The organism is Streptomyces sp. NBC_01408 (assembly GCF_026340255.1).
In the GTDB taxonomy this organism is placed as follows: domain Bacteria; phylum Actinomycetota; class Actinomycetes; order Streptomycetales; family Streptomycetaceae; genus Streptomyces.
In genome coordinates this window covers 459,757-477,884 of record NZ_JAPEPJ010000001.1, presented here as the reverse complement: position 1 = coordinate 477,884, position 18,128 = coordinate 459,757, and the positions used below count along the sequence as shown (strand labels likewise).

Here is an 18,128-nt window from a genome sequence, read left to right as displayed (position 1 = left end):
GCAGCACCGCGTACGCCGCGATGAACAGGCGGGGGCGACCGGCAGGACGGTCGCCCCCGCTGCGTACTATTCGCGCATTCGTTCGCGCTCTCTGTGTTGGAGTCCCCGTCCCGTGAGCATGCCGCCGAGCCCTCCCCCCGGACCGGGTCACCACTGGCCGCCGCCCTCGCCGCCGCCGGCGTGGGGGCCGCCGCCCGGCTATGGAGGGCCGCCCGCGCTCAACGGATTCGCCCTGGCCTCCCTGCTCGTCGGGCTGCTGTGCCTGCCGCCGCTCGGCATCGTCTTCGGGATCTTGGCCCTCGTGCAGATCGCGAAGAGGCGGGAGCGCGGCAAGGTGCTCGCGGTCGTCGGGCTGGTGGTGTCCGTGGCGATGACGGGAGTGCTGGTCCTGACGGTCGACCGGGTCGCGACGGAGGTCCGCGACCGCTTCGACTCGGCCGGCGCCTTCGAAGAGGCCGACGGGGAGCTCACGGACATGGAGGACCTGCGGACGGGCGACTGCTTCAACGTCCCCGGCGGGGACCTGATGCACGACCGGCCCCTGATGTACACGGTGGACTGCGCGCAGGAGCACCACGGCGAGGTCAGCTCCTCGGGCCAGTTCGACCCGGCGGGCCCGCCGGGATCGGAGCAGGCCGAGCGCGACGCGGAGGCGGAGTGCTGGCAGAAGCAGGACGCCTACGCGATGGACACCTGGGCCCTGCCGGCGTACGCGGAGATGTACTTCTACGCGCCCTCGCGCGAGTCCTGGCGCCGGGGCGACCGGCAGCTGCTGTGCGTCATCGGCACGACCGAGGAGGACCAGCGCGGCAGCCTGCGCCGGGACGCGGGCACGCTCACCCCCTCGCAGGTGTCCTTCCTGGAGGCGGCGAACGAGGTCGACCTCGTCCTGGGCCAGGCTCCGGAGGCGGATCCCGCGACCTCGCTCGCGGAACACCGGACGTGGGCGCGCGAGGTGTACACGGCGCTGGGGACGGAGGTGACGGCGCTGGAGCGGGACCGTGCCGCGCCGGGGATGGAGAAGGCCGTCGCGGCCCAGCTGAAGGAGCTCGGCGCGGCGCGGGCGGCGTGGCTGCGGGCCTCGCAGGCGACGACGTCCACCGAGTTCGACAAGCAGTGGGACCGGGCCGCGGCCGCGATGTCGGTCACGACGGAGCAGGCCCTGCGCGGTGCGTACGGGCTGTCGACGAAGATCCCCCGGTGGCTGGAGGACCACCCTGGGCACCCGGAAGAAGGTTCCGGACGCGGACCTTCGTCCGAGCAGGTCTGACCGCGTCGGCGGCGTCGTCCGCGTAACGCGCGGTAACGGGTTTGAGTGACCTGGCTTCATCACTTCGGGTGAAACTCTGGCCCTTGCTTGCGGTCTACAACCGTCGGTTGCCAGGGTGTAGCTGTCTGTCAACCTGATGGGAGTGGCCCGTGACTTTCGGTGAGCAGCCGGCCTATCTGCGCGTGGCCGGGGATCTGCGGCGGAAGATCGTCGACGGTTCCCTGCCCCCGCACGCCCGGCTCCCCTCGCAGGCCCGGATCCGCGAGGAGTACGGGGTCTCGGACACCGTGGCTCTGGAGGCGCGCAAGGTCCTCATGGCGGAGGGGCTGGTCGAGGGCCGGTCCGGGTCCGGGACGTACGTGCGGGAACAGCCCGTACCCCGGCGTGTGGCCCGCTCCGGCTACCGCACGGGCGGGGCCTCCACGCCCTTCCGGCAGGAGCAGGCGGACGCGGGCGCCCACGGCACGTGGGAGTCGAACAGCGAACAGCGCGGCGCACCGGCGGAGATCGCCCGCCGGCTCGGCATCGAGCCCGGCGAGCGCGTGATGCGCACGCGGTACGTCTACCGGGACGCCGGCGAGGCGATGATGCTGTCGACCTCCTGGGAGCCCCTGGCCGTGACCGGCCGCACGCCCGTGATGCTGCCCGAGGAGGGTCCGCTGGGCGGCTCCGGGGTGGTCGACCGGATGGCCGCGATCGACGTCGTCGTGGACAACGTGGTGGAGGAGGTCGGTGCGCGGCCGGGCCTGGCGGAGGAGAACCTCCTCCTCGGCGGGGTCCCGGGCCATGTGGTGCTCGTGATCGGCCGCACCTACTTCGCGTCGGGCCGCGCCGTGGAGACGGCCGACGTGGTGGTCCCGGCGGACCGCTACCGCCTCGCGTACCACCTCCCGGTGCGGTAGCCGGGGCGCGCACCTGCACGCCGGCGACCCGGCGGGTTTCGGCGCGATGGTGATCGCCCCGGTCGTTTCGGCCCCGACCTGCTCCGGGCGGTCCGGCAGGTCACCGGCGCGCACCGGTGCGCCGTCCGCGAGACGGCGTACGAACTCCCCGGCATCCTCGGCACCGCCGACCGGCCCTGTCCGGTCGGGGCCGGTCCGCTCCCTGCGCCGCTCTCCCCGACGCCACCTGCGGGGACGACTGTCGCGAGGCGGGGGAGGCGGTGCGGTGATCCTTCCGGTGCCCTCCGTGCGCCCCGTCCGAACCGGCGTACACGGCCCCCTCGTACGCATGGCCGGATGCGTACGCCTGTGAGGTACCTCTTCGTGAAAAACCGTATCCGCTGAGTAAAGGTCGGGCGTACGCTCGGGCATATGCGCAATGCGGTTTCCCGGGCAGGTACGTCGGCGGAGGGTGAAACGCGATGAACGACAGCGGTGCCCTGCTCCCGTGGCTGGTCATACGTCAGGACGACAACGGCAACCGCTACCGGGTGGGCCGGTATCCCACCCGGGCCGAGGCCCAGAAGGTCGTCGACAGCCTCGACGACCGAGGACACAAGCAGCTGTACTGGGTCGAGCGGATCGGTCACACCGCCACGATGAACTGAGCATCCAGCGTTGGCATAGGCTCCGCCCATGACGGTACGAGTAGTCGTGGGCGGAGCCCTTTGTCATGAGGGCCGCTTGCTGGCCGCCCGCCGCAGCGCACCCCCCGAGCTCGCCGGACGCTGGGAGCTGCCGGGCGGGAAGGCCGAGCCGGGGGAGTCCGTCCCCGACGCGCTGGTGCGCGAGCTGCGCGAGGAGCTCGGCGTGGAGACCGAGGCGCTGGAGCGGATCCCGGGGGAGTGGCCGCTGAAGCCCGGCCTGGTCCTGCACGTGTGGACGGCCCGGCTGGTCTCGGGGGAGCCGGCGCCGCTGGAGGACCACGACGAGTTGCGCTGGCTCGGACCGGAGGAGCTGGAGTCGGTCGACTGGCTCGACCAGGACCGGCCCGCGGTCGCCGAGGCGGGTCGCCGGCTGCGGGGCTGAACCTCCGGCCTCGCCGGCGTTTGAGGCGCGGGTCCGGGCAGAGCCCGGTGCCCGGCGGAGCCGGGTTCCTGGGGCTCCGCCCCAGACTCCGCGCCTCAAACGCCGGCGAGGCCGGTGTGGCTCCGGCGGGGCCGGAGGCGCGCACGGCCGGGTCACGGGGGCGCATGAAGCTCGCGTTCTAGGCCGTCTGCGCCACAGTGCGCCGGTGGGTGGCGAATCGAGTGGTACGGCGCCCCAAATATCGGGTATGTCGCTATTAATCCCTATCTCGTCCCCCTTTCGTCCCAGACGAACCGGACTGGGGTCGCTGCTGGCCCGGGAAGTGATCGGCGTGATCGACACAGACGGTGAATGCGCCGAGTGGGCCTTCCCCGCCGAACCAGGTGCCGTCCGCACCGCCCGCCACGCCGTACGCGGAACCCTGCGCGACTGGGGCCTCGACTCCGTCGGCGACGTGACCGTCCTGCTGGTCAGCGAACTCGTCACCAATTCCCTGCGCTACGCGTCCGGCCCGATCGGGGTCCGTCTGGAGTGGCGAAATCCAGCCGCCCAAGGTGCGGCGGGGCGCGCCGCGCTGCTCGTGGAAGTTTCCGATCCGCTTCCGGATCCGCCCCGGGAGAAGGTCGCGAAGCCGGACGACGAGGGCGGCCGCGGACTGCACCTCGTGGCCGTCTCATCACAGCGCTGGGGGACACGGCACAAGAAGTCGGGCAAGACTGTGTGGTTCGAGTTGGCACTTCCTGGTGAGTAACAAGGTGAAGGGTGGCCGACCGTCACACGACGTGGCTCGAAACTAACGAGACCTTGCTGTGATCGTGAACGCCGTGCCGTCCGGGGCCGTAGTGCTGAATACTTCGGTCATGGCCGGTCCGGTTGCGGTGAGCTGGAGGGGACGGTCGCGTGAGCGAGATACCTGCACAGGCACATCAGGCCCGTGTGCCCGGGGAGAAATGGCACGACTCCTTGTGGCACAGCAGCCCGCCTGGCTCGATATATGACTACATAAAGGTTGCTTCCTTCTCGATCGGACCCGACGGGCTCGTCGACCAGTGGAGCCTGCGCGCCGAGGAACTCTTCGGGCTGACGGCCGCCCAGGCGGTGGGGCGCGACCCGGTCGACGCCTTCATGCCCCCCGAGTTGCGCGAGGGCGGGCACCGCAAGGTCGCCGAGATCCTCGACGGCAAGGAGTGGACGGGTCTGATCCCCTTCCGCATCCCGGGCGGGGACGGCGCGCACGGCGTGGCCGAGATCTATGTGATGCCCACCCAGACCGAGACCGCACAGCGGGCCGCACTGTGCGTGGTCGTCGACGTGCGCGCGCTGCGCCGGATCGAATCCGATCTGGCGGCTTCACAGGCCATATTCGGCCAATCTCCCTTCGGCTTCCTGCTCTTCGGAACGGACCTCACCGTGCAGCGGGCCAACCGCCGCTTCGCGACCGTCTTCGGGGGCGCCGCCGAGGAGCACCGCGGCCGGACCGTGCACGACTACCTGCCCGCGCACGAGGCCGACCGGATGGCCGACGCCCTGCGCCGGGTCCTGGACACCGGGGAATCGGTCACCGACCTGCGGATCACCGGAGCCACCCCCGGCAGCCGCGAGGACCGCCACTGGTCCATCAACCTCTACCGGGTGCACGGTGGCACCGGCCGCCCCGTCGGCGTCGCCGGCATCGGCACCGACGTCACCCGCCGCCACCTCGCCGCCCGCGAGGCAGCAGGGGTGCGGCGCAACCTCGCCCTGCTCAACGAGGCCGGCCACCGCATCGGGAACTCCCTCGACCTGGAGACCACCGCCAGGGAACTCCTAGACGTGACCGTCCCGGGCTTCTGCGACCTGGCCGCCGTCGACCTCTACCAGGGGCTGCTGCTCGGCGACGACGACCGGCCCGCACGGCCGCAGGGGCCGGGCGTGCCCAGCCTGCCCGGCCAGGGCCCGGCCCGGACGCCCTCCGCCGCGCTGCGCCGGGTGGCCTTCGCCTCCGCCGTCTCGGACGCCCCGCTGTCCGGTCCGGGCGCGCTGGTCTCCGTAGGGGACGTCCACCGCTACCCGGCGGCGTCCCCCGGCGCGCTCGCGCTGCGCACGGCGCGGACGCGGCTGATCGAGGGCGGGGGGCCCGAGGACCTCGTGCAGTCCACCCTCGTCGTCCCGATGGTGGCCCACGACACGGTGGTGGGCCTCGCGCAGTTCTCCCGTACGAAGGGCAGCGAGCCCTTCGGGGAACGGGACCGGGCGGTCGCCGTGGAGCTCGCCGCGCGGGCCGCCGTGTGCATCGACAACGCGCGGCTCTACCGCCGCGAGCACGAACGGGCGCTGATACTGCAACGCAGCCTGCTGCCGCCCGGAGACCCGGAAGCCGCCGGGCTCGACATCGCCTGCCGGTACCTGCCGGGCAACGCGGCCACCGAGGTCGGCGGGGACTGGTTCGACGTCATCGAACTGCCCGGCCACCGCACCGCACTGGTCGTCGGCGACGTGATGGGACGGGGGCTGCGCGCCGCCGTCGCGATGGGGGAGCTGCGGACCGCCGTACGGACCCTCGCGCTGCTGGACCTCGAACCGGCGGAGGTGCTGACCGCCCTCGACGAGATCGCTCGGGGCCTCGGCGCGCCCGGCGGCTCCCAGCAGGCCTCCCGGGCCGCCCTGCACTCGCGGGACGCGGACCGCTCGGAGGTGTACCTCGCCACGTGCGTGTACGCCGTCTACGACCCGGTGACCCGGCGCTGCACGATCGCCAACGCGGGCCACATGCCGCCCGTCCTGGTCGAACCCCCGGACGAGGGCGGCGCGCCGCGGCCCGCCCTGCTGCTGGAGGTACCGACCGGCATGCCCCTGGGGGTGGGCGGCGAGCCCTTCGAGGAGGTCGAGGTGGATCTCCCGGAGGGCGCCCTGCTGGCCCTCTACACCGACGGGCTCGTCGAATCCCGCGACCATCCCCTGGAGGAGGGGCTGCGCGGCCTGCGCGAGGCCCTCGCGGACCCGGTCCGCCCGCTGGAGGACGTCTGCGACCACGTGCTGAACACCCTGGACACCCGGCACGGGGAGGACGACATCGCCCTCCTCATGGCGCGGGTCCAGGGCCTGCCGGTGGACGCCGTCGGCGACTGGCAGCTGCCGCGCGAGGCCCGCTCGGTGGGCCGGGCCCGCGAACTGGCCCGCGCCAAGCTCCCGGCCTGGGGCCTGGAAGGGCTGCTGGACACCACCGAGCTGCTGGTCAGCGAGCTCGTCACCAACGCCCTGCGCTACGGGGAGGGAGAGATCCGGCTCCGCCTGCTGCTGGACCGGACGCTGGTGTGCGAGGTGTGGGACGCGAACCTGGTCCAGCCGCGGCGGCGGCGGGCGCGCGACACGGACGAGGGCGGCCGCGGCCTTCAGCTGGTGGGCCTGCTCTCGGCCGGCTGGGGCACGCGGCGGACCCACCGGGGCAAGACGGTCTGGTTCGAACTGCCCCTGCCGGGGGCGGTGGCGGAGGCCGTCTCCGAACTCTCGGCGGAGCAATTGCTGAACATGTACGGCTGAGCGCCGCGTCCCGGGGCTCCGCCCCGGACCCCGCGCCTCAGTCGCCGGCGGGCATTTCAGCCCCGCCGGCGTTTGAGGCGCGGGTCCGGGCGGAGCCCGGGGAACGGTGGAAGGGCGGGTAGGGGACGGCTCCGCGCAGCGGCCACCCCCCCCCCCCCCGGGAGGCTCAGGCTGCGCGGCCCTGCTTGAGCGCAGCGAGCCGCGCCTCGATCTCCGAGGTCTTGCCCAGGTCGTCCAGGGACTCGAACTGCGCGTCCAGGGAGGACGCGGCCAGTTCCTGCTTGCCCAGCGCCATCGCCTCCTCCCGCCGCACCTTCTCCTCGAAGCGGTTCAGATCGCTCGTCGGGTCCATGACGTCGATGCTCTTCACCGCGTCCATCATCGTGTTCTGCGCCTGCGCGGTCTTCGCCCGGGACACCAGCTCGTCGCGCTTCGCCTGGAGCTCCGTCAGCTTGTTCTTCATCGAGTCCAGGCCCGACTTGAGCTTGTCCACGACGTCCGTCTGGGCGGCGATCGTCGGCTCCGCCGTCCTCGCCTCCTTCTCCGACTGCATCTGCCGGCCCAGTGCCACCTTCGCGAGGTTGTCGAACTTGTCGGCGTCGGCCGTCGTGCCCGACGCCCGCAGCCCGTCCGCCTTCCTGCTCGCCGCGAGGGCCTTGCCGCCCCACTCGGAGGCCGCCTCAACGTCCTCCTTGTGGTCCGCCTCCAGCATCCGGAGGTTGCCGATGGTCGTCGCCACGGCCTGCTCCGCCTCCGAGATGTTGTTCGTGTAGTCGCGGATCAACTGGTCCAGCATCTTCTGCGGGTCCTCGGCCTGGTCCAGCAGCGCGTTGATGTTCGCCTTGGCGAGCTGGGTGACGCGGCCGAGGATGGTCTGCTTGCTCATGACGGTTCTCCTGCGTGAGGGATGGTCTGGTACCGGCCGCTACAGGCCCTTGCGTGAAGCGCGGTGACGGGGCGACGAGGTGTCAGAAACGGCCGCCACCGCCCATGCGGCCGCGGGTCCCGCCGCCGCCGAAGGAGCCGGGGCCGCTGCCTCCGCCGCCGCCCCCGAAACCGCCCCCGAAACCGCCTCCGAAGCCACCGCCGCCGCCCCCGCGCCCGCCGAAGCCGCCGCCGCCGCGCAGGATCTCGCCGAGGATGATCCCGCCGAGGACGGCCCCGCCCCGGCCGCCGGACCGGCTTCCGCCGTACGTGTCCTGGTAGCCCCGTACGTCCTGCTCCGCCAGCTGCTGCGCCTGCCGCGCGAGGGAGTCCGCCTGCTGGGCCTCGGCCAGCGCGCCCGCCGGGTCCGCGCCCGTCAGGGACACCGCCCGCTCCAGGTGCCGCCCGGCCTCCGCCAGCCGGGTGCGGGCCTGGCTGCCGACGGCGCCCCGGCTGGTGGTGACGTAGTCGGTGGCCGCGCCGATCGCGCTGCGGGCCGAGAGCAGGGCCTGGTCCAGCAGGGCCACGGCCCGCTGCCGGCCCGACTCCCGCTCGCGCGCCCCGGCCAGCGCCTCGTCGAGGGCCGCGTCGGCCTCCTCGATGCGGCGCAGCGCGTCGATCGGGTCGTGCCGCCCGGCCGCCTGCTCCTCCCGTACGTCGGCCATTACGGCCCGCGCGCGGCTGATCCGGCCGCGCAGGTCCGCCGTGGACGTGCCCGCCGCGGTACCGGTCAGCAGCCCCTCCGCGTCCGCGAGGTCGGTCTCCGTCTCGTTCAGGGCGCCCGGCAGCGTCCCGGCCGCCTCCGCCAGCTCCTGGGCCCGCCGCTCCACCGCGTCGACCAGGGTCGCCGCCTGGTCCACCGCGCCCTCGGCGGCCCGTACGTGCACGGCCGCCTTGCCGTTGTCCCCGGCGTCTACGGCAGCGCGGGCCTCGCCGAGGCTGGTCGTCGCGAACAGCAGCCGGTCCTTGGCCTGTTCGGGGTTGGAGGCCACGGGCGCGGCCGCGGAGTCCGCGTACCGCAGCGCCATCGCGGCCAGCGCCGCCTCGGCCGTGGCGGTGCGCCCGCTCAGCGCCCGGAAGTGCGCCTCCACGGTCACCAGCGCCCGCGGGGCGTTCTTCTCCAGGTCCCGCAGCCGGTCGAAGTCCGCCGACTCGGCGTCGAGCCGCCGGTTCGCCTCGGTGCACCGGGCGACGATCTCGTCCAGCATCCGGCGCCGGGTGGGGTCGTCCTCCGGGTAGGCGTCGTCGAGCTGCTGGCGCAGCCGGAAGGCGTGCGTCAGCTCGCCCTTGGCGTACTCCACGGCCTGGATGAAGGGTACGACCGCCTCGTCGCCGAACTGGGCCGAGGCGAAGCCCAGTTCCTCCGTGCTGGTGCGGACCGCGTCATCTGTCTCCACCAGCAGCGCCTTGGCCTTGGCGTCCAGTTCCGGCAGGTCCAGCTGAGCCGCCCCCTGCGGGCCCCAGCCCGGACCGGTCGTCGTACCGCGCCCGCCGCTGCCGCCGCCCTTGCGCTTGCGGCGGCTGTACGCGTACGCGCCGAGCGCCCCCGCCGCGCCGACGACCACCACGGGCAGCACGAAGTCCCCTGCCCCGCTCTCCCCGCCCGCCTCGCCGCCCGGGTCGGCCGGGCCCGGGGTGAGGGTGGGCACGGGTACGGGCAGCCCGCCGAGCACGGCGTTGTAGCCGTTGGCCGCGCCGATGGCGGCGCCCGCCCAGTCGTTCTGCTTCAGGGCCGGCTCGATCGCGGTCCGCGCGACGGTGGCGAGCTGCTCCTCGGTGAAACCGGAGTCGACATCGGCCGAATAGGCGTACTGCCGGGCCCCGGTCGCGACGGCCAGCAGGACGTCGTTCTGGCCCAGGCCGTTCTTCTCCGCGGTGGCGTCGGCCCAGCTCTGCGCGGAGCGATCGGAGAAGTCGCGGACGTACGTCACGAACAGCTGGATGCTGCGGTCGGCGTACAGCTTGTCGAGCGCGGCGGCGACGGCGGGCGCGCGGTCTCCCAGCGCCCCGACGCGGTCGGTGATCTGCCCCTGCTGGGACAGGGCGACGGGATCCTCGGCCCGCGCGGGAGGGGCCCCGGCCACGCCCCAGCCGCCGAGCGCGAGGAGCGCGGCGGCCAGGGTGAGCCCGGCCCGTACGGATATCCCGGCGGTGGCGCGACTGTTCGTCCTGCTGCTCGGCGCAATCACAATTCGGAGGGTATGGGCGGTTTCCGGCCCGCGCACCCGGAGTGATCACCGCGCGGGCGGCGAGCTCAGGGCAGGGCGATCGCCGTCAGCGTGGGCAGCGGGAGCACGACGCTGTCCCCGGTCAGCACCGCGTCCCGGCGGCTGATGTGGAGGTCGCTCCACTGCCAGCCCGGCTTCAGGGTCACCAGGTCCAGGGCGGTCAGGAACGGCGGCTGGGAAGCCCGGCCGAGCCGGGCACGGCTGCCGCGCGCGGACTTCACGTACAGCTGCCCCTGCCGGATGCCGAGCAGTTCCAGCGCGCAGCCGCCGTCGTGCTGCGTGATCCGCTGCCGCGCCCGCTCCCGGCCGGTCAGCGCGTCGAACGCGAACACCACGTCGCCCTTCTCCTGCCGCCGCCACCCGGCGGCGTACACCACGGATCCCGCGGTCAGCACGGACGCGGGGGAGCCCAGTTCGACCGACCACAGCTCGCCGCCGCGCCGCCGGTCCAGGGCGCGCAGCACCGAACCGTCCAGCACGGCCACCGGCCCCCCGGCCACCTCCGGGGCGCCCGGCGGCACCAGGACCCGGCCCGCGCCGCGCTGCCAGGTCCACAGCAGCGCGCCGTCGGCCAGGTGCAGGCCCATCAGCGTGTCCTGGCCCGCCAGGACGAGGCAGTCCCCGTCCACCGTGGTCGTCAGGGAGGAGTGGTACGGGCCCGGGCGCTGCCAGCGCACCTCGCCGGTGGGCGCGTCCAGGGCCGTCAGCCGCTCCCGGCCCGCGTGCAGGACCAGCCCGCCGGCCGCCACCACCGGCATCCGGTCGCGCCCGGCGGGCCCCGCCTGCGGCAGGTCCCGCCACCAGCGCACCCGGCCGTCCCGGGGCTCCCGGGCCAGCAGCCGCACGCCGGAACCCGCACGCTGCTCCAACGCGACGCAGACCGTGCCGGCGTCGGCCGCGCAGAAGGCCGTCGTGTCCCCCGGCAGGGGCGCCACGGGCACCCCGTCGTCGGCGAAGGCCGTCCAGCGCGTGCCCCCGCCGTCGGCCTGCACGGAGCCCACCTCGTCGCCCGAGGTCCACACCACGCTGTCCCCGGCCGCGCACAGGGCCAGCGGGACGGCCGCCGTGAACCACCGGCGGGCGCCTGGGAATCCGGGAGCGTGCGTGCCCGGCCGGGTCGCGGAGTCCGCGCGGACGGCGCTCGCCACGGCGACCGCCACGTCGTGCGGAGGCGGGCTGCCCGGGTCCGCCGCCACCTCCGGCAGCCAGGGCGAGTGACCGGCGGCCACGCACTCCCGGGCGATCCGGGCCAGCTCCCGGGCCCGCTCGGGGGCGTCCGGCAGGTCCCGGGCGGCGACCGCGCGCTCGCGCGCCACCGCAGGGTCCAGGAGGCGGTGCGGGTCCTGCGCGAGCCGGGCCCGGGCCTCCGACAGGGCGGTCCGCGCCCGATCGACCTCCTCGTCGCCGCCGGAACGGCCGTCCCGGCGCAGTACCGCGGCCGCCTGGTTGCGCAGTTGCTCGGCCCGTACGAACTCGCCCCGCTCGGTGTGCCGGGCCGCGTCCACCCGCAGCCGGGCGGCCCGCTCCTCCACGAAGCGCGAGAACGCCTCCTCCCCACGGGCGAGGGCCTCGGCCGCGCCCGCCGGGTCCCCGGCGGCGGCGCGCTCGCCCACCACCTCGCACAGCACCCGGACGCGGGCGCCTTCGCCCTCGACCCCTTCGGCGAGGCGCAGCGCGGCGCCCAGGTCCCGGCGGGCCACCGCCGCGACGAGGCCGGTACGGGCCGTCGCGCGCAGGCCCGTGTCGCGGATCCGGGCGAGGTGCTCCTCGGCGAGGGCCAGGTCGGTGGCCGCGGTGGCCACGGCCACCCGGGCCCAGATCCGGTCCCCGGCCGGGTGGTCCGCGAAGTCGCGCAGGGCGAGCTGCGCGGCGCGCTCGGGGGAGACCCGCGCCAGCTCCTCCGCGACCATCCGCAGCGGGGCCCGGCGGTTCGGGCCGAAGACGGTGAACAGGGCCTGCTGGGCATCGGTGAGCAGCCGACCGGTGCGTGCGGGGGCGTGCCGGGCGGTGCGCCGGGCCAGGAAGGTCAGCAGGTCTGCGATCCGGGCCCCGTCGCCCTGGCCGTCGGTCCACGCGTAGTGCTCCGCGCCCGCCAGCAGCCGGCCGGCGAGGGCGGCGTCGAAGCGCGCGGCCGCGTCGGCCGCGACGGCGAGCCCCTCGACGCGCAGGTGCTCCCAGCCGGGCGACGCGGTCCGCAGGGTCTCCTCCGCCTCGTGCAGCAGCCCGCGGACGAACTCCTGCACCGACGCCGACGCCGACGCCGACGCCTCAGCCGGCGCGGCAGCCGCAGCCAGGCCCGAAGCCGCGGCCGGGTCCAGGCCCAAAGGCACGGCCGCAGCCGCAGCAGCACCCCCGGCCCCCGGCCCGTTCCCGGCCCCCGGCCCGTTCCCGGCCCCCGGCCCGTTCCCGGGCGCAGGCCCGCCCCCGGCCCCCGGCCCGTTCCCGGGCGCAGGCCCGCCCCCGGCCCCCGGCCCGTTCCCAGGCGCAGGCCCGGTCCCGGTCCCATTCCGGGCCGCAGCCCCGGTGCCGGTCCCCGTCCCGTTCCCGGCCCGGGTCCCGGCCTCAGTCCCGTTCCCAGCGCCAGTCCCGGTCCACCTGCCGGCCTCACGTGCAGCCCCAGGCCTAGCCCCGGCCGCAGCGGCGGTGCCGGTGCCAGTGCCGGTCCCGTCCCCGAGCCCAGCCCCGGCCCCAAGCCCAGTCCCGGCCCCGCTCCCGGCCTCGGCTCCGGGCCTGCTCCCGGCCTCAGCTCCGGCTTCGGTCCCGGCCTCAGACCCCGTCCCAGGCCCTGCCGCCGTCCCGGACCCGGCACCAGTCCCGGACCCGGCACCCGTTCCAGACCCGGCACCCGTCCCGGCCCCCGCGCCCGCCCCGGACGCCGGTCCGTATGCCGACCCGAGGCCTCGCGTGGCCGCGTACGGGCCGGCCGAGGCGGCCTCAGGGTCCGCCGCGCCCGCGTTCGGGCCCGCTCCGGGCCCCCCGCCCGCCGGGGCGGCGTGCCCGGGGGCCGCAGGGGCCGGGGCCGGGTCCCGGTGGCGCCGCTCCTGTCCGTGACCCCCGCCCCCGCCCGGGAGGGCAACGGCCAGGCCGTGCAGCGCCTTCGCGACGGCATCGGCCGACTCCGGCCGGTCCGCCGGTTCCTTGGCCAGCAGCCGCCCCACCAGCCGTTCCAGCTCCTGGGCCACCGGGAAGCCCGCCTCCCGCAGCGCGAGCGGCACGTCCTCGATGTGCCGGCGCATCAGCACGTACGGGGACTCGGCCACGCCGAACGGCGGCTCCCCGCTCAGCAGGGCGTACAGCACGCACCCCAGCGCGTACAGGTCGCAGCGCGCGTCGACGTGCTCGCCTCGCCACTGCTCGGGCGCCATGTAGGCGGGGGTGCCGAACATCCGGCCCGTGACCGTCCAGCCCCCGGTCGCGTCCGCCGAGTGGGCGATCCCGAAGTCGCAGATCTTGAGCCGCCCGCCGGGCAGCAGGAAGAGGTTGCCGGGCTTCAGGTCGCGGTGCACCACCGCCTGTTCATGGGCGGCGGACAGCGCCTCCGCCGTCTGGGCCGCCAGGCCGACCGCGGTCTCCTCCGGCAGCCCGCCCGGCGTACGGCCCAGCAGCGCCGCCAGGTCCTCGCCCGCAAGCAGTTCCATCACGATGAACAGCCGGCCCTCGTGGCGGCCCACGTCGTGCACCACCGTGATCCCCGGGTGCTGGAGCCGCGCCCCGATGGTGGCCTCGCGCCGGAACCGGCTCACCACCTCGTCGTTCGTCGCTGTGTCGAGCAGCACCTTCACCGCGACGGCCCGGTCCAGCGTCAGGTCGTACCCGCGCCACACCTCGCCCATGCCGCCCTGCCCGAGCCGCTGGTCCAGCCGGTACCGGCCGGCCAGTCGATCCCCCACCCGCACCGCAATGCCCCCTGACGACACGTCATCCGACGTCATCCCAGGGGGCATTGTGTCCTGCGAAGTGAACGGCTGGGGGCTGCTACGAGGACGGACGCCGCAGGATCCTGCTGCCGAGCCACACCAGCGGGTCGTACTTGCGGTCCACCGCCCGCTCCTTCAATGGGATCAGGGCATTGTCGGTGATCTGGATGCCCTCGGGGCAGACCTCCGTACAGCACTTGGTGATGTTGCAGTAGCCCAGCCCGTGTTCCTCCTGCGCGCTGCTCTTGCGGTCCAGGCCGATCTCCGCCGCCGCGTCCAGGGGGTGCATGTCCAGTTCCGCCACCCGCATCAGGAAGCGCGGACCGGCGAAGGCGGTCTTGTTCTCCTCGTGGTCACGCACGACATGGCAGGTGTCCTGGCACAGGAAGCACTCGATGCACTTGCGGAACTCCTGCGAGCGCTCCACGTCGATCTGCTGCATCCGGTACGCGCCCGGGGCCACCCCCTCCGGCGGGACGAAGGCCGGGACCTCCCGCGCCTTCTGGTAGTTGAAGGAGACGTCCGTGACCAGGTCGCGGATGACGGGGAAGGCACGCAGCGGGGTGACCGTGATCGTCTCCTCCCGCTCGAAGGTCGACATCCGCGTCATGCACATCAGCCGCGGCCGCCCGTTGACCTCCGCGCTGCACGAGCCGCACTTGCCCGCCTTGCAGTTCCAGCGCACCGCGAGGTCCGAGGCCTGGGTGGCCTGCAGCCGGTGGACGATGTCCAGGACCACCTCGCCGTCGTGCACCTCGACGGTGAAGTCCCGCAGTTCCCCGCCCTCGGCGTCGCCCCGCCAGATCCGGAAGCGTGCGTCGTAGGTAGTCACTCGTAGAGCTCCTCTTCGGCGAGGTACTTGACCAGCTCTTCCTTCTCGAACAGCGCGAGCAGGTCGGGGCGGATGGGGTCGGTGCGGGTGCGGACCAAGGCGATCCGGTCGGCCGCGGGGTCGGCGGGGGCCAGCTTTCCGTCATCGACAGTCACGGGCCGGCACAGCAGGTTCACCGGCCGCCAGTCCCGCTCCATCGCCGGACAGTCCTCGCGGGTGTGCCCGCCCCGGCTCTCGGTGCGTTCCAGGGCCGCGCGCGCCACGCACTCGCTGACCAGCAGCATGTTCCGCAGGTCCAGCGCCAGGTGCCAGCCCGGGTTGAACTGCCGGTGGCCCTCCACCCCGGCCCGGGCGGCCCGTACGCGCAGCCCCGCCAGCTTCCGCAGGGCCTCGGCCATCTCGCCCTCGCGCCGGATGATGCCGACCAGGTCGTTCATGGTCGTCTGGAGCTCCTGGTGGAGCGTGTACGGGTTCTCCGCGCCCTCGGCGGCCTGGAAGGGGGCCAGCGCCTCCGCGGCCGCCGCGTCGATCTGCTCCTGGGAGACCGCCGGGCGCTCACCGGCGGCCGTGGCGTGCTCCGCCGCGTGCAGCCCCGCCCGCCGCCCGAAGACCAGCAGGTCGGACAGGGAATTGCCGCCGAGGCGGTTCGAGCCGTGCATCCCGCCCGCGACCTCGCCCGCCGCGAACAGGCCCGGCACGCCGACCGTGGCCGCGGTGTCGGAGTCGACCGCGATGCCGCCCATCACGTAGTGGCAGGTCGGGCCGACCTCCATCGGCTCGGCGGTGATGTCCACGTCCGCCAGCTCCTTGAACTGGTGGTACATGGAAGGCAGGCGTCGGCGGATCCTCTCCGCGGGCATCCGGGTGGACACGTCCAGGAACACCCCGCCGTGCGGGGAGCCGCGGCCCGCCTTCACCTCGGAGTTGATCGCCCGGGCCACCTCGTCGCGGGGCAGCAGCTCGGGCGGCCGCCGGTTGTGGTCCGGGTCCTCGTACCAGCGGTCGCCCTCCTCCTCCGACTCCGCGTACTTCTCCTTGAAGACGTCGGGGACGTAGTCGAACATGAACCGCTTGCCCTCGCTGTTGCGCAGCACCCCGCCGTCTCCGCGCACCGATTCGGTGACGAGGATGCCCTTCACCGAAGGCGGCCAGACCATGCCGGTCGGGTGGAACTGCACGAACTCCATGTTCAGCAGGGGCGCTCCGGCGAGCAGCGCCAGCGCGTGGCCGTCGCCCGTGTACTCCCAGGAGTTGGAGGTCGTCTTGAAGGACTTGCCGATCCCGCCGGTGGCCAGCACGACCGCCGGGGCCTCCAGGACGAAGAAGCGGCCGGACTCGCGTTCGTAGCAGAAGGTCCCCGAGACACGCTGCTCCGCGGCGGAGCCGCCGCCGGACCCGTCCTTGAGGACCCTGGTGACCGTGCACTCCTGGAAGACCTTGAGCCGGGCCTCGTAGTCCCCGTACTCCTTGAAGTCCTCCTGCTGGAGCTGGACGATCTTCTGCTGGAGGGTGCGGATCAGCTCCAGACCCGTGCGGTCGCCGACGTGCGCGAGGCGCGGGTACTCGTGGCCGCCGAAATTGCGCTGGGAGATCTTCCCGTCCGGGGTGCGGTCGAAGAGCGCGCCCCAGGTCTCCAGCTCCCAGACCCGGTCCGGGGCCTCCTTGGCGTGCAGCTCGGCCATCCGCCACTGGTTGAGGAACTTGCCCCCGCGCATGGTGTCGCGGAAGTGCACCTGCCAGTTGTCCCCCTCGTTGACGTTGCCCATGGAGGCCGCGATGCCGCCCTCCGCCATCACCGTGTGGGCCTTGCCGAAGAGGGACTTGCAGATCACGGCCGTACGGGCGCCCCGCTCGCGGGCCTCGATAGCGGCCCGCAGCCCGGCGCCGCCCGCGCCGACCACGACCACGTCCCACTGCTGCCGTTCCACTTGAGCCATCTCAGAAGATCCTCGGGTCGTTGAAGGCGCCGCTGGCCAGCAGGTACACGTAGAAGTCGCAGAGGGCCACGCTGATCAGGGAGGCCCACGCCAGCTGCATGTGACGGGTGTTGAGCCGGCTGATCCAGCCCCACAGGCGGTAGCGCACGGGGTGCTTCGAGAAGTGCTTCAGACGGCCGCCCATGATGTGCCGGCAGGAATGGCAGGACAGGGTGTAGGCCCAGATCAGCACGATGTTGACCAGGAACAGCAGGGTCCCCAGGCCCATGTGGCCCCACTCGTAGTGCTCGTCGCGGAAGGTCAGCACCGTGTCGTACGTCAGGATCCCGGCGACGGGCACCGCGGCGTAGAAGAAGTAGCGGTGCAGGTTCTGCAGGATCAGCGGGAGGCGCGTCTCGCCGGTGTACTTCGTGTGCGGCTCGGCGACGGCGCAGGCCGGGGGCGAGGCCCAGAAGCCCCGGTAGTAGGCCTTCCGGTAGTAGTAGCAGGTCAGCCGGAAGCCGAGCGGGAAGACCAGGATCAGCAGGGCGGGGGACAGGCCCCACCAGCTGCCGAAGAGGTCCCAGTTGGGCCCGCCGCGCATCTCCTCGCAGTTCTCCGCGAGGCACGGCGAGTAGAACGGCGAGACGTACGGGGCCGCGTAGTAGTCGGCATTCGCGAAGGCCCGCCAGGTCGAGTAGACGATGAAGGCGAGCAGCCCGGCCGCGGTGCCGGCCGGGGCCAGCCACCACCGGTCGGTCCGCAGGTGCCTGGCAGCGATCGCGGCCCGGGAGGCGTCGTGGACGCCGCCGGGCCGCTGCCGGGGTGGTTGTGTGCCGGGTTGGGTGCCTGTGGCCAAGGGGGACTCCGGGTGGAGTGATGAGGGGTGGCCCAGGAGGCCCAGCCGCGGACGGCTGGGCCAGATGGGTGAGTGCGGCCGCGCGGAGGCCGGCACCCGGCCGTCAGGGTCCGGGCGCCGGGGCCTCCGCCGGCAGGGGGCGGCGCTACGCCGTCAGGGGGCGTGCCGGTCGCGGGCGCCGAGGCCCTCGTCGTCGGAGTCCGTCCACAGCGAGCTGTCGTACGGGGTGTCCGGGACGGTGACCATCCGGGACGGATCCGGCGGGGCCGCCGTCCTGGAATCGGCCGACCGCTTGCTCCCGGCCTGCCGCTCCAGCTGCTCGACCTTGCGCGTCAGCTCGTCCAGGTTGCGCCGTACGGCGCTGAGCTCGTCTTGCAGGGACATGATTTGCCCTCACTTCCGCAGGTGCGGTGGCAACGCTCATGTGCGCCTGCGAGTGTCGCGCTTCCCGTCCCCGGTTGTGAAGGGACGTGCAGCGATTGCGGGCGCGCAGGCGTGATCTGTACGCCCCTCCCTGCCCCCATTCTCATCCCTCTTCCGGGCGAACGCCCGTCCGCCGCGCGAACCCCGTTGGTCCGCACGGGTGGGCTTCGCGGCGTGGCGCGGGGTTGCTGCGAGGGGCCGGGCGGGCCGTGGATTTCAGTGGGTTCCGGCAACCGATGTGATCAGCTCCATATACCGCCAAACGTGATC

The 18,128-nt window shown here is 73.8% G+C and carries 13 protein-coding genes; 6 read left to right on the top strand and 7 right to left on the bottom strand.

The window, feature by feature from the left end; genetic code table 11:
* Positions 1 to 118: 118 nt before the first annotated feature.
* The 6 genes from OG447_RS02120 to OG447_RS02095 all read left to right on the top strand — a co-directional run bounded on the left by OG447_RS02120 (position 119) and on the right by OG447_RS02095 (position 6,759).
* Positions 119 to 1,270: a DUF4190 domain-containing protein gene (locus tag OG447_RS02120; protein ID WP_266938712.1), complete on the top strand. Its 1,152-nt coding sequence runs from the start codon at positions 119 to 121 to the stop codon at positions 1,268 to 1,270.
* A gap of 149 nt (positions 1,271 to 1,419) precedes the next feature.
* Positions 1,420 to 2,172: a GntR family transcriptional regulator gene (locus tag OG447_RS02115; RefSeq protein WP_266934458.1), complete on the top strand. Its 753-nt coding sequence runs from the start codon at positions 1,420 to 1,422 to the stop codon at positions 2,170 to 2,172.
* A 461-nt stretch (positions 2,173 to 2,633) separates the two neighbouring features.
* Entirely contained in the window at positions 2,634 to 2,819 is a 186-nt protein-coding gene (locus tag OG447_RS02110) for an SPOR domain-containing protein (protein ID WP_266934457.1), read from the top strand.
* A gap of 28 nt (positions 2,820 to 2,847) precedes the next feature.
* Positions 2,848 to 3,240 (top strand): (deoxy)nucleoside triphosphate pyrophosphohydrolase, encoded by a 393-nt coding sequence (locus OG447_RS02105; protein ID WP_266934456.1) that lies wholly within the window; start codon positions 2,848 to 2,850, stop codon positions 3,238 to 3,240.
* A 322-nt stretch (positions 3,241 to 3,562) separates the two neighbouring features.
* Entirely contained in the window at positions 3,563 to 3,991 is a 429-nt protein-coding gene (locus OG447_RS02100) for an ATP-binding protein (RefSeq protein ID WP_266934455.1), read from the top strand.
* A 185-nt stretch (positions 3,992 to 4,176) separates the two neighbouring features.
* Positions 4,177 to 6,759 carry a SpoIIE family protein phosphatase gene (locus tag OG447_RS02095; protein ID WP_266938711.1) on the top strand — a complete coding sequence of 861 codons (2,583 nt, stop codon included), beginning with the start codon at positions 4,177 to 4,179 and terminating at the stop codon, positions 6,757 to 6,759.
* Positions 6,760 to 6,925: 166 nt separating this feature from the next.
* Here the strand turns inward: OG447_RS02095 and OG447_RS02090 are convergent, their stop codons facing one another.
* The 7 genes from OG447_RS02090 to OG447_RS02060 all read right to left on the bottom strand — a co-directional run bounded on the left by OG447_RS02090 (position 6,926) and on the right by OG447_RS02060 (position 17,819).
* Positions 6,926 to 7,645: a PspA/IM30 family protein gene (locus OG447_RS02090; RefSeq protein WP_266934454.1), complete on the bottom strand. Its 720-nt coding sequence runs from the start codon at positions 7,643 to 7,645 to the stop codon at positions 6,926 to 6,928.
* An 82-nt stretch (positions 7,646 to 7,727) separates the two neighbouring features.
* Complete coding sequence (locus tag OG447_RS02085; protein ID WP_266938710.1) at positions 7,728 to 9,803, bottom strand: YgcG family protein; 2,076 nt, start codon at positions 9,801 to 9,803, stop codon at positions 7,728 to 7,730.
* 134 nt (positions 9,804 to 9,937) lie between these two features.
* Positions 9,938 to 13,801 carry a protein kinase gene (locus OG447_RS02080; protein WP_266934453.1) on the bottom strand — a complete coding sequence of 1,288 codons (3,864 nt, stop codon included), beginning with the start codon at positions 13,799 to 13,801 and terminating at the stop codon, positions 9,938 to 9,940.
* Positions 13,802 to 13,886: 85 nt separating this feature from the next.
* Positions 13,887 to 14,660 carry a succinate dehydrogenase/fumarate reductase iron-sulfur subunit gene (locus OG447_RS02075; protein ID WP_266934452.1) on the bottom strand — a complete coding sequence of 258 codons (774 nt, stop codon included), beginning with the start codon at positions 14,658 to 14,660 and terminating at the stop codon, positions 13,887 to 13,889.
* The gene (locus OG447_RS02070) at positions 14,657 to 16,597 is read right to left on the bottom strand and encodes a fumarate reductase/succinate dehydrogenase flavoprotein subunit (protein ID WP_266934451.1); all 1,941 of its coding nucleotides are present in this window, start codon (positions 16,595 to 16,597) and stop codon (positions 14,657 to 14,659) included. Before OG447_RS02070 ends, OG447_RS02075 begins: the two co-directional genes overlap by 4 nt.
* A gap of 1 nt (position 16,598) precedes the next feature.
* Positions 16,599 to 17,435, bottom strand: a complete 837-nt coding sequence (locus OG447_RS02065; protein ID WP_266934450.1) for a hypothetical protein — start codon at positions 17,433 to 17,435, stop codon at positions 16,599 to 16,601.
* A 153-nt stretch (positions 17,436 to 17,588) separates the two neighbouring features.
* On the bottom strand, positions 17,589 to 17,819 hold the full coding sequence (locus tag OG447_RS02060) for a hypothetical protein (protein WP_266934449.1): 231 nt from the start codon (positions 17,817 to 17,819) through the stop codon (positions 17,589 to 17,591).
* Between the last annotated feature and the right edge of the window lie 309 nt (positions 17,820 to 18,128).

Excerpts from the sequence above, each read along its gene's own strand:
- OG447_RS02110 (WP_266934457.1), top strand. The coding sequence starts at position 2,634 with ATGAACGACAGCGGTGCCCTGCTCCCGTGGCTGGTCATACGTCAGGAC.
- OG447_RS02105 (WP_266934456.1), top strand. The coding sequence starts at position 2,848 with ATGACGGTACGAGTAGTCGTGGGCGGAGCCCTTTGTCATGAGGGCCGC.
- OG447_RS02120 (WP_266938712.1), top strand. The coding sequence starts at position 119 with ATGCCGCCGAGCCCTCCCCCCGGACCGGGTCACCACTGGCCGCCGCCC.
- OG447_RS02060 (WP_266934449.1), bottom strand. The coding sequence starts at position 17,819 with ATGTCCCTGCAAGACGAGCTCAGCGCCGTACGGCGCAACCTGGACGAG.
- OG447_RS02070 (WP_266934451.1), bottom strand. The coding sequence starts at position 16,597 with ATGGCTCAAGTGGAACGGCAGCAGTGGGACGTGGTCGTGGTCGGCGCG.
- OG447_RS02090 (WP_266934454.1), bottom strand. The coding sequence starts at position 7,645 with ATGAGCAAGCAGACCATCCTCGGCCGCGTCACCCAGCTCGCCAAGGCG.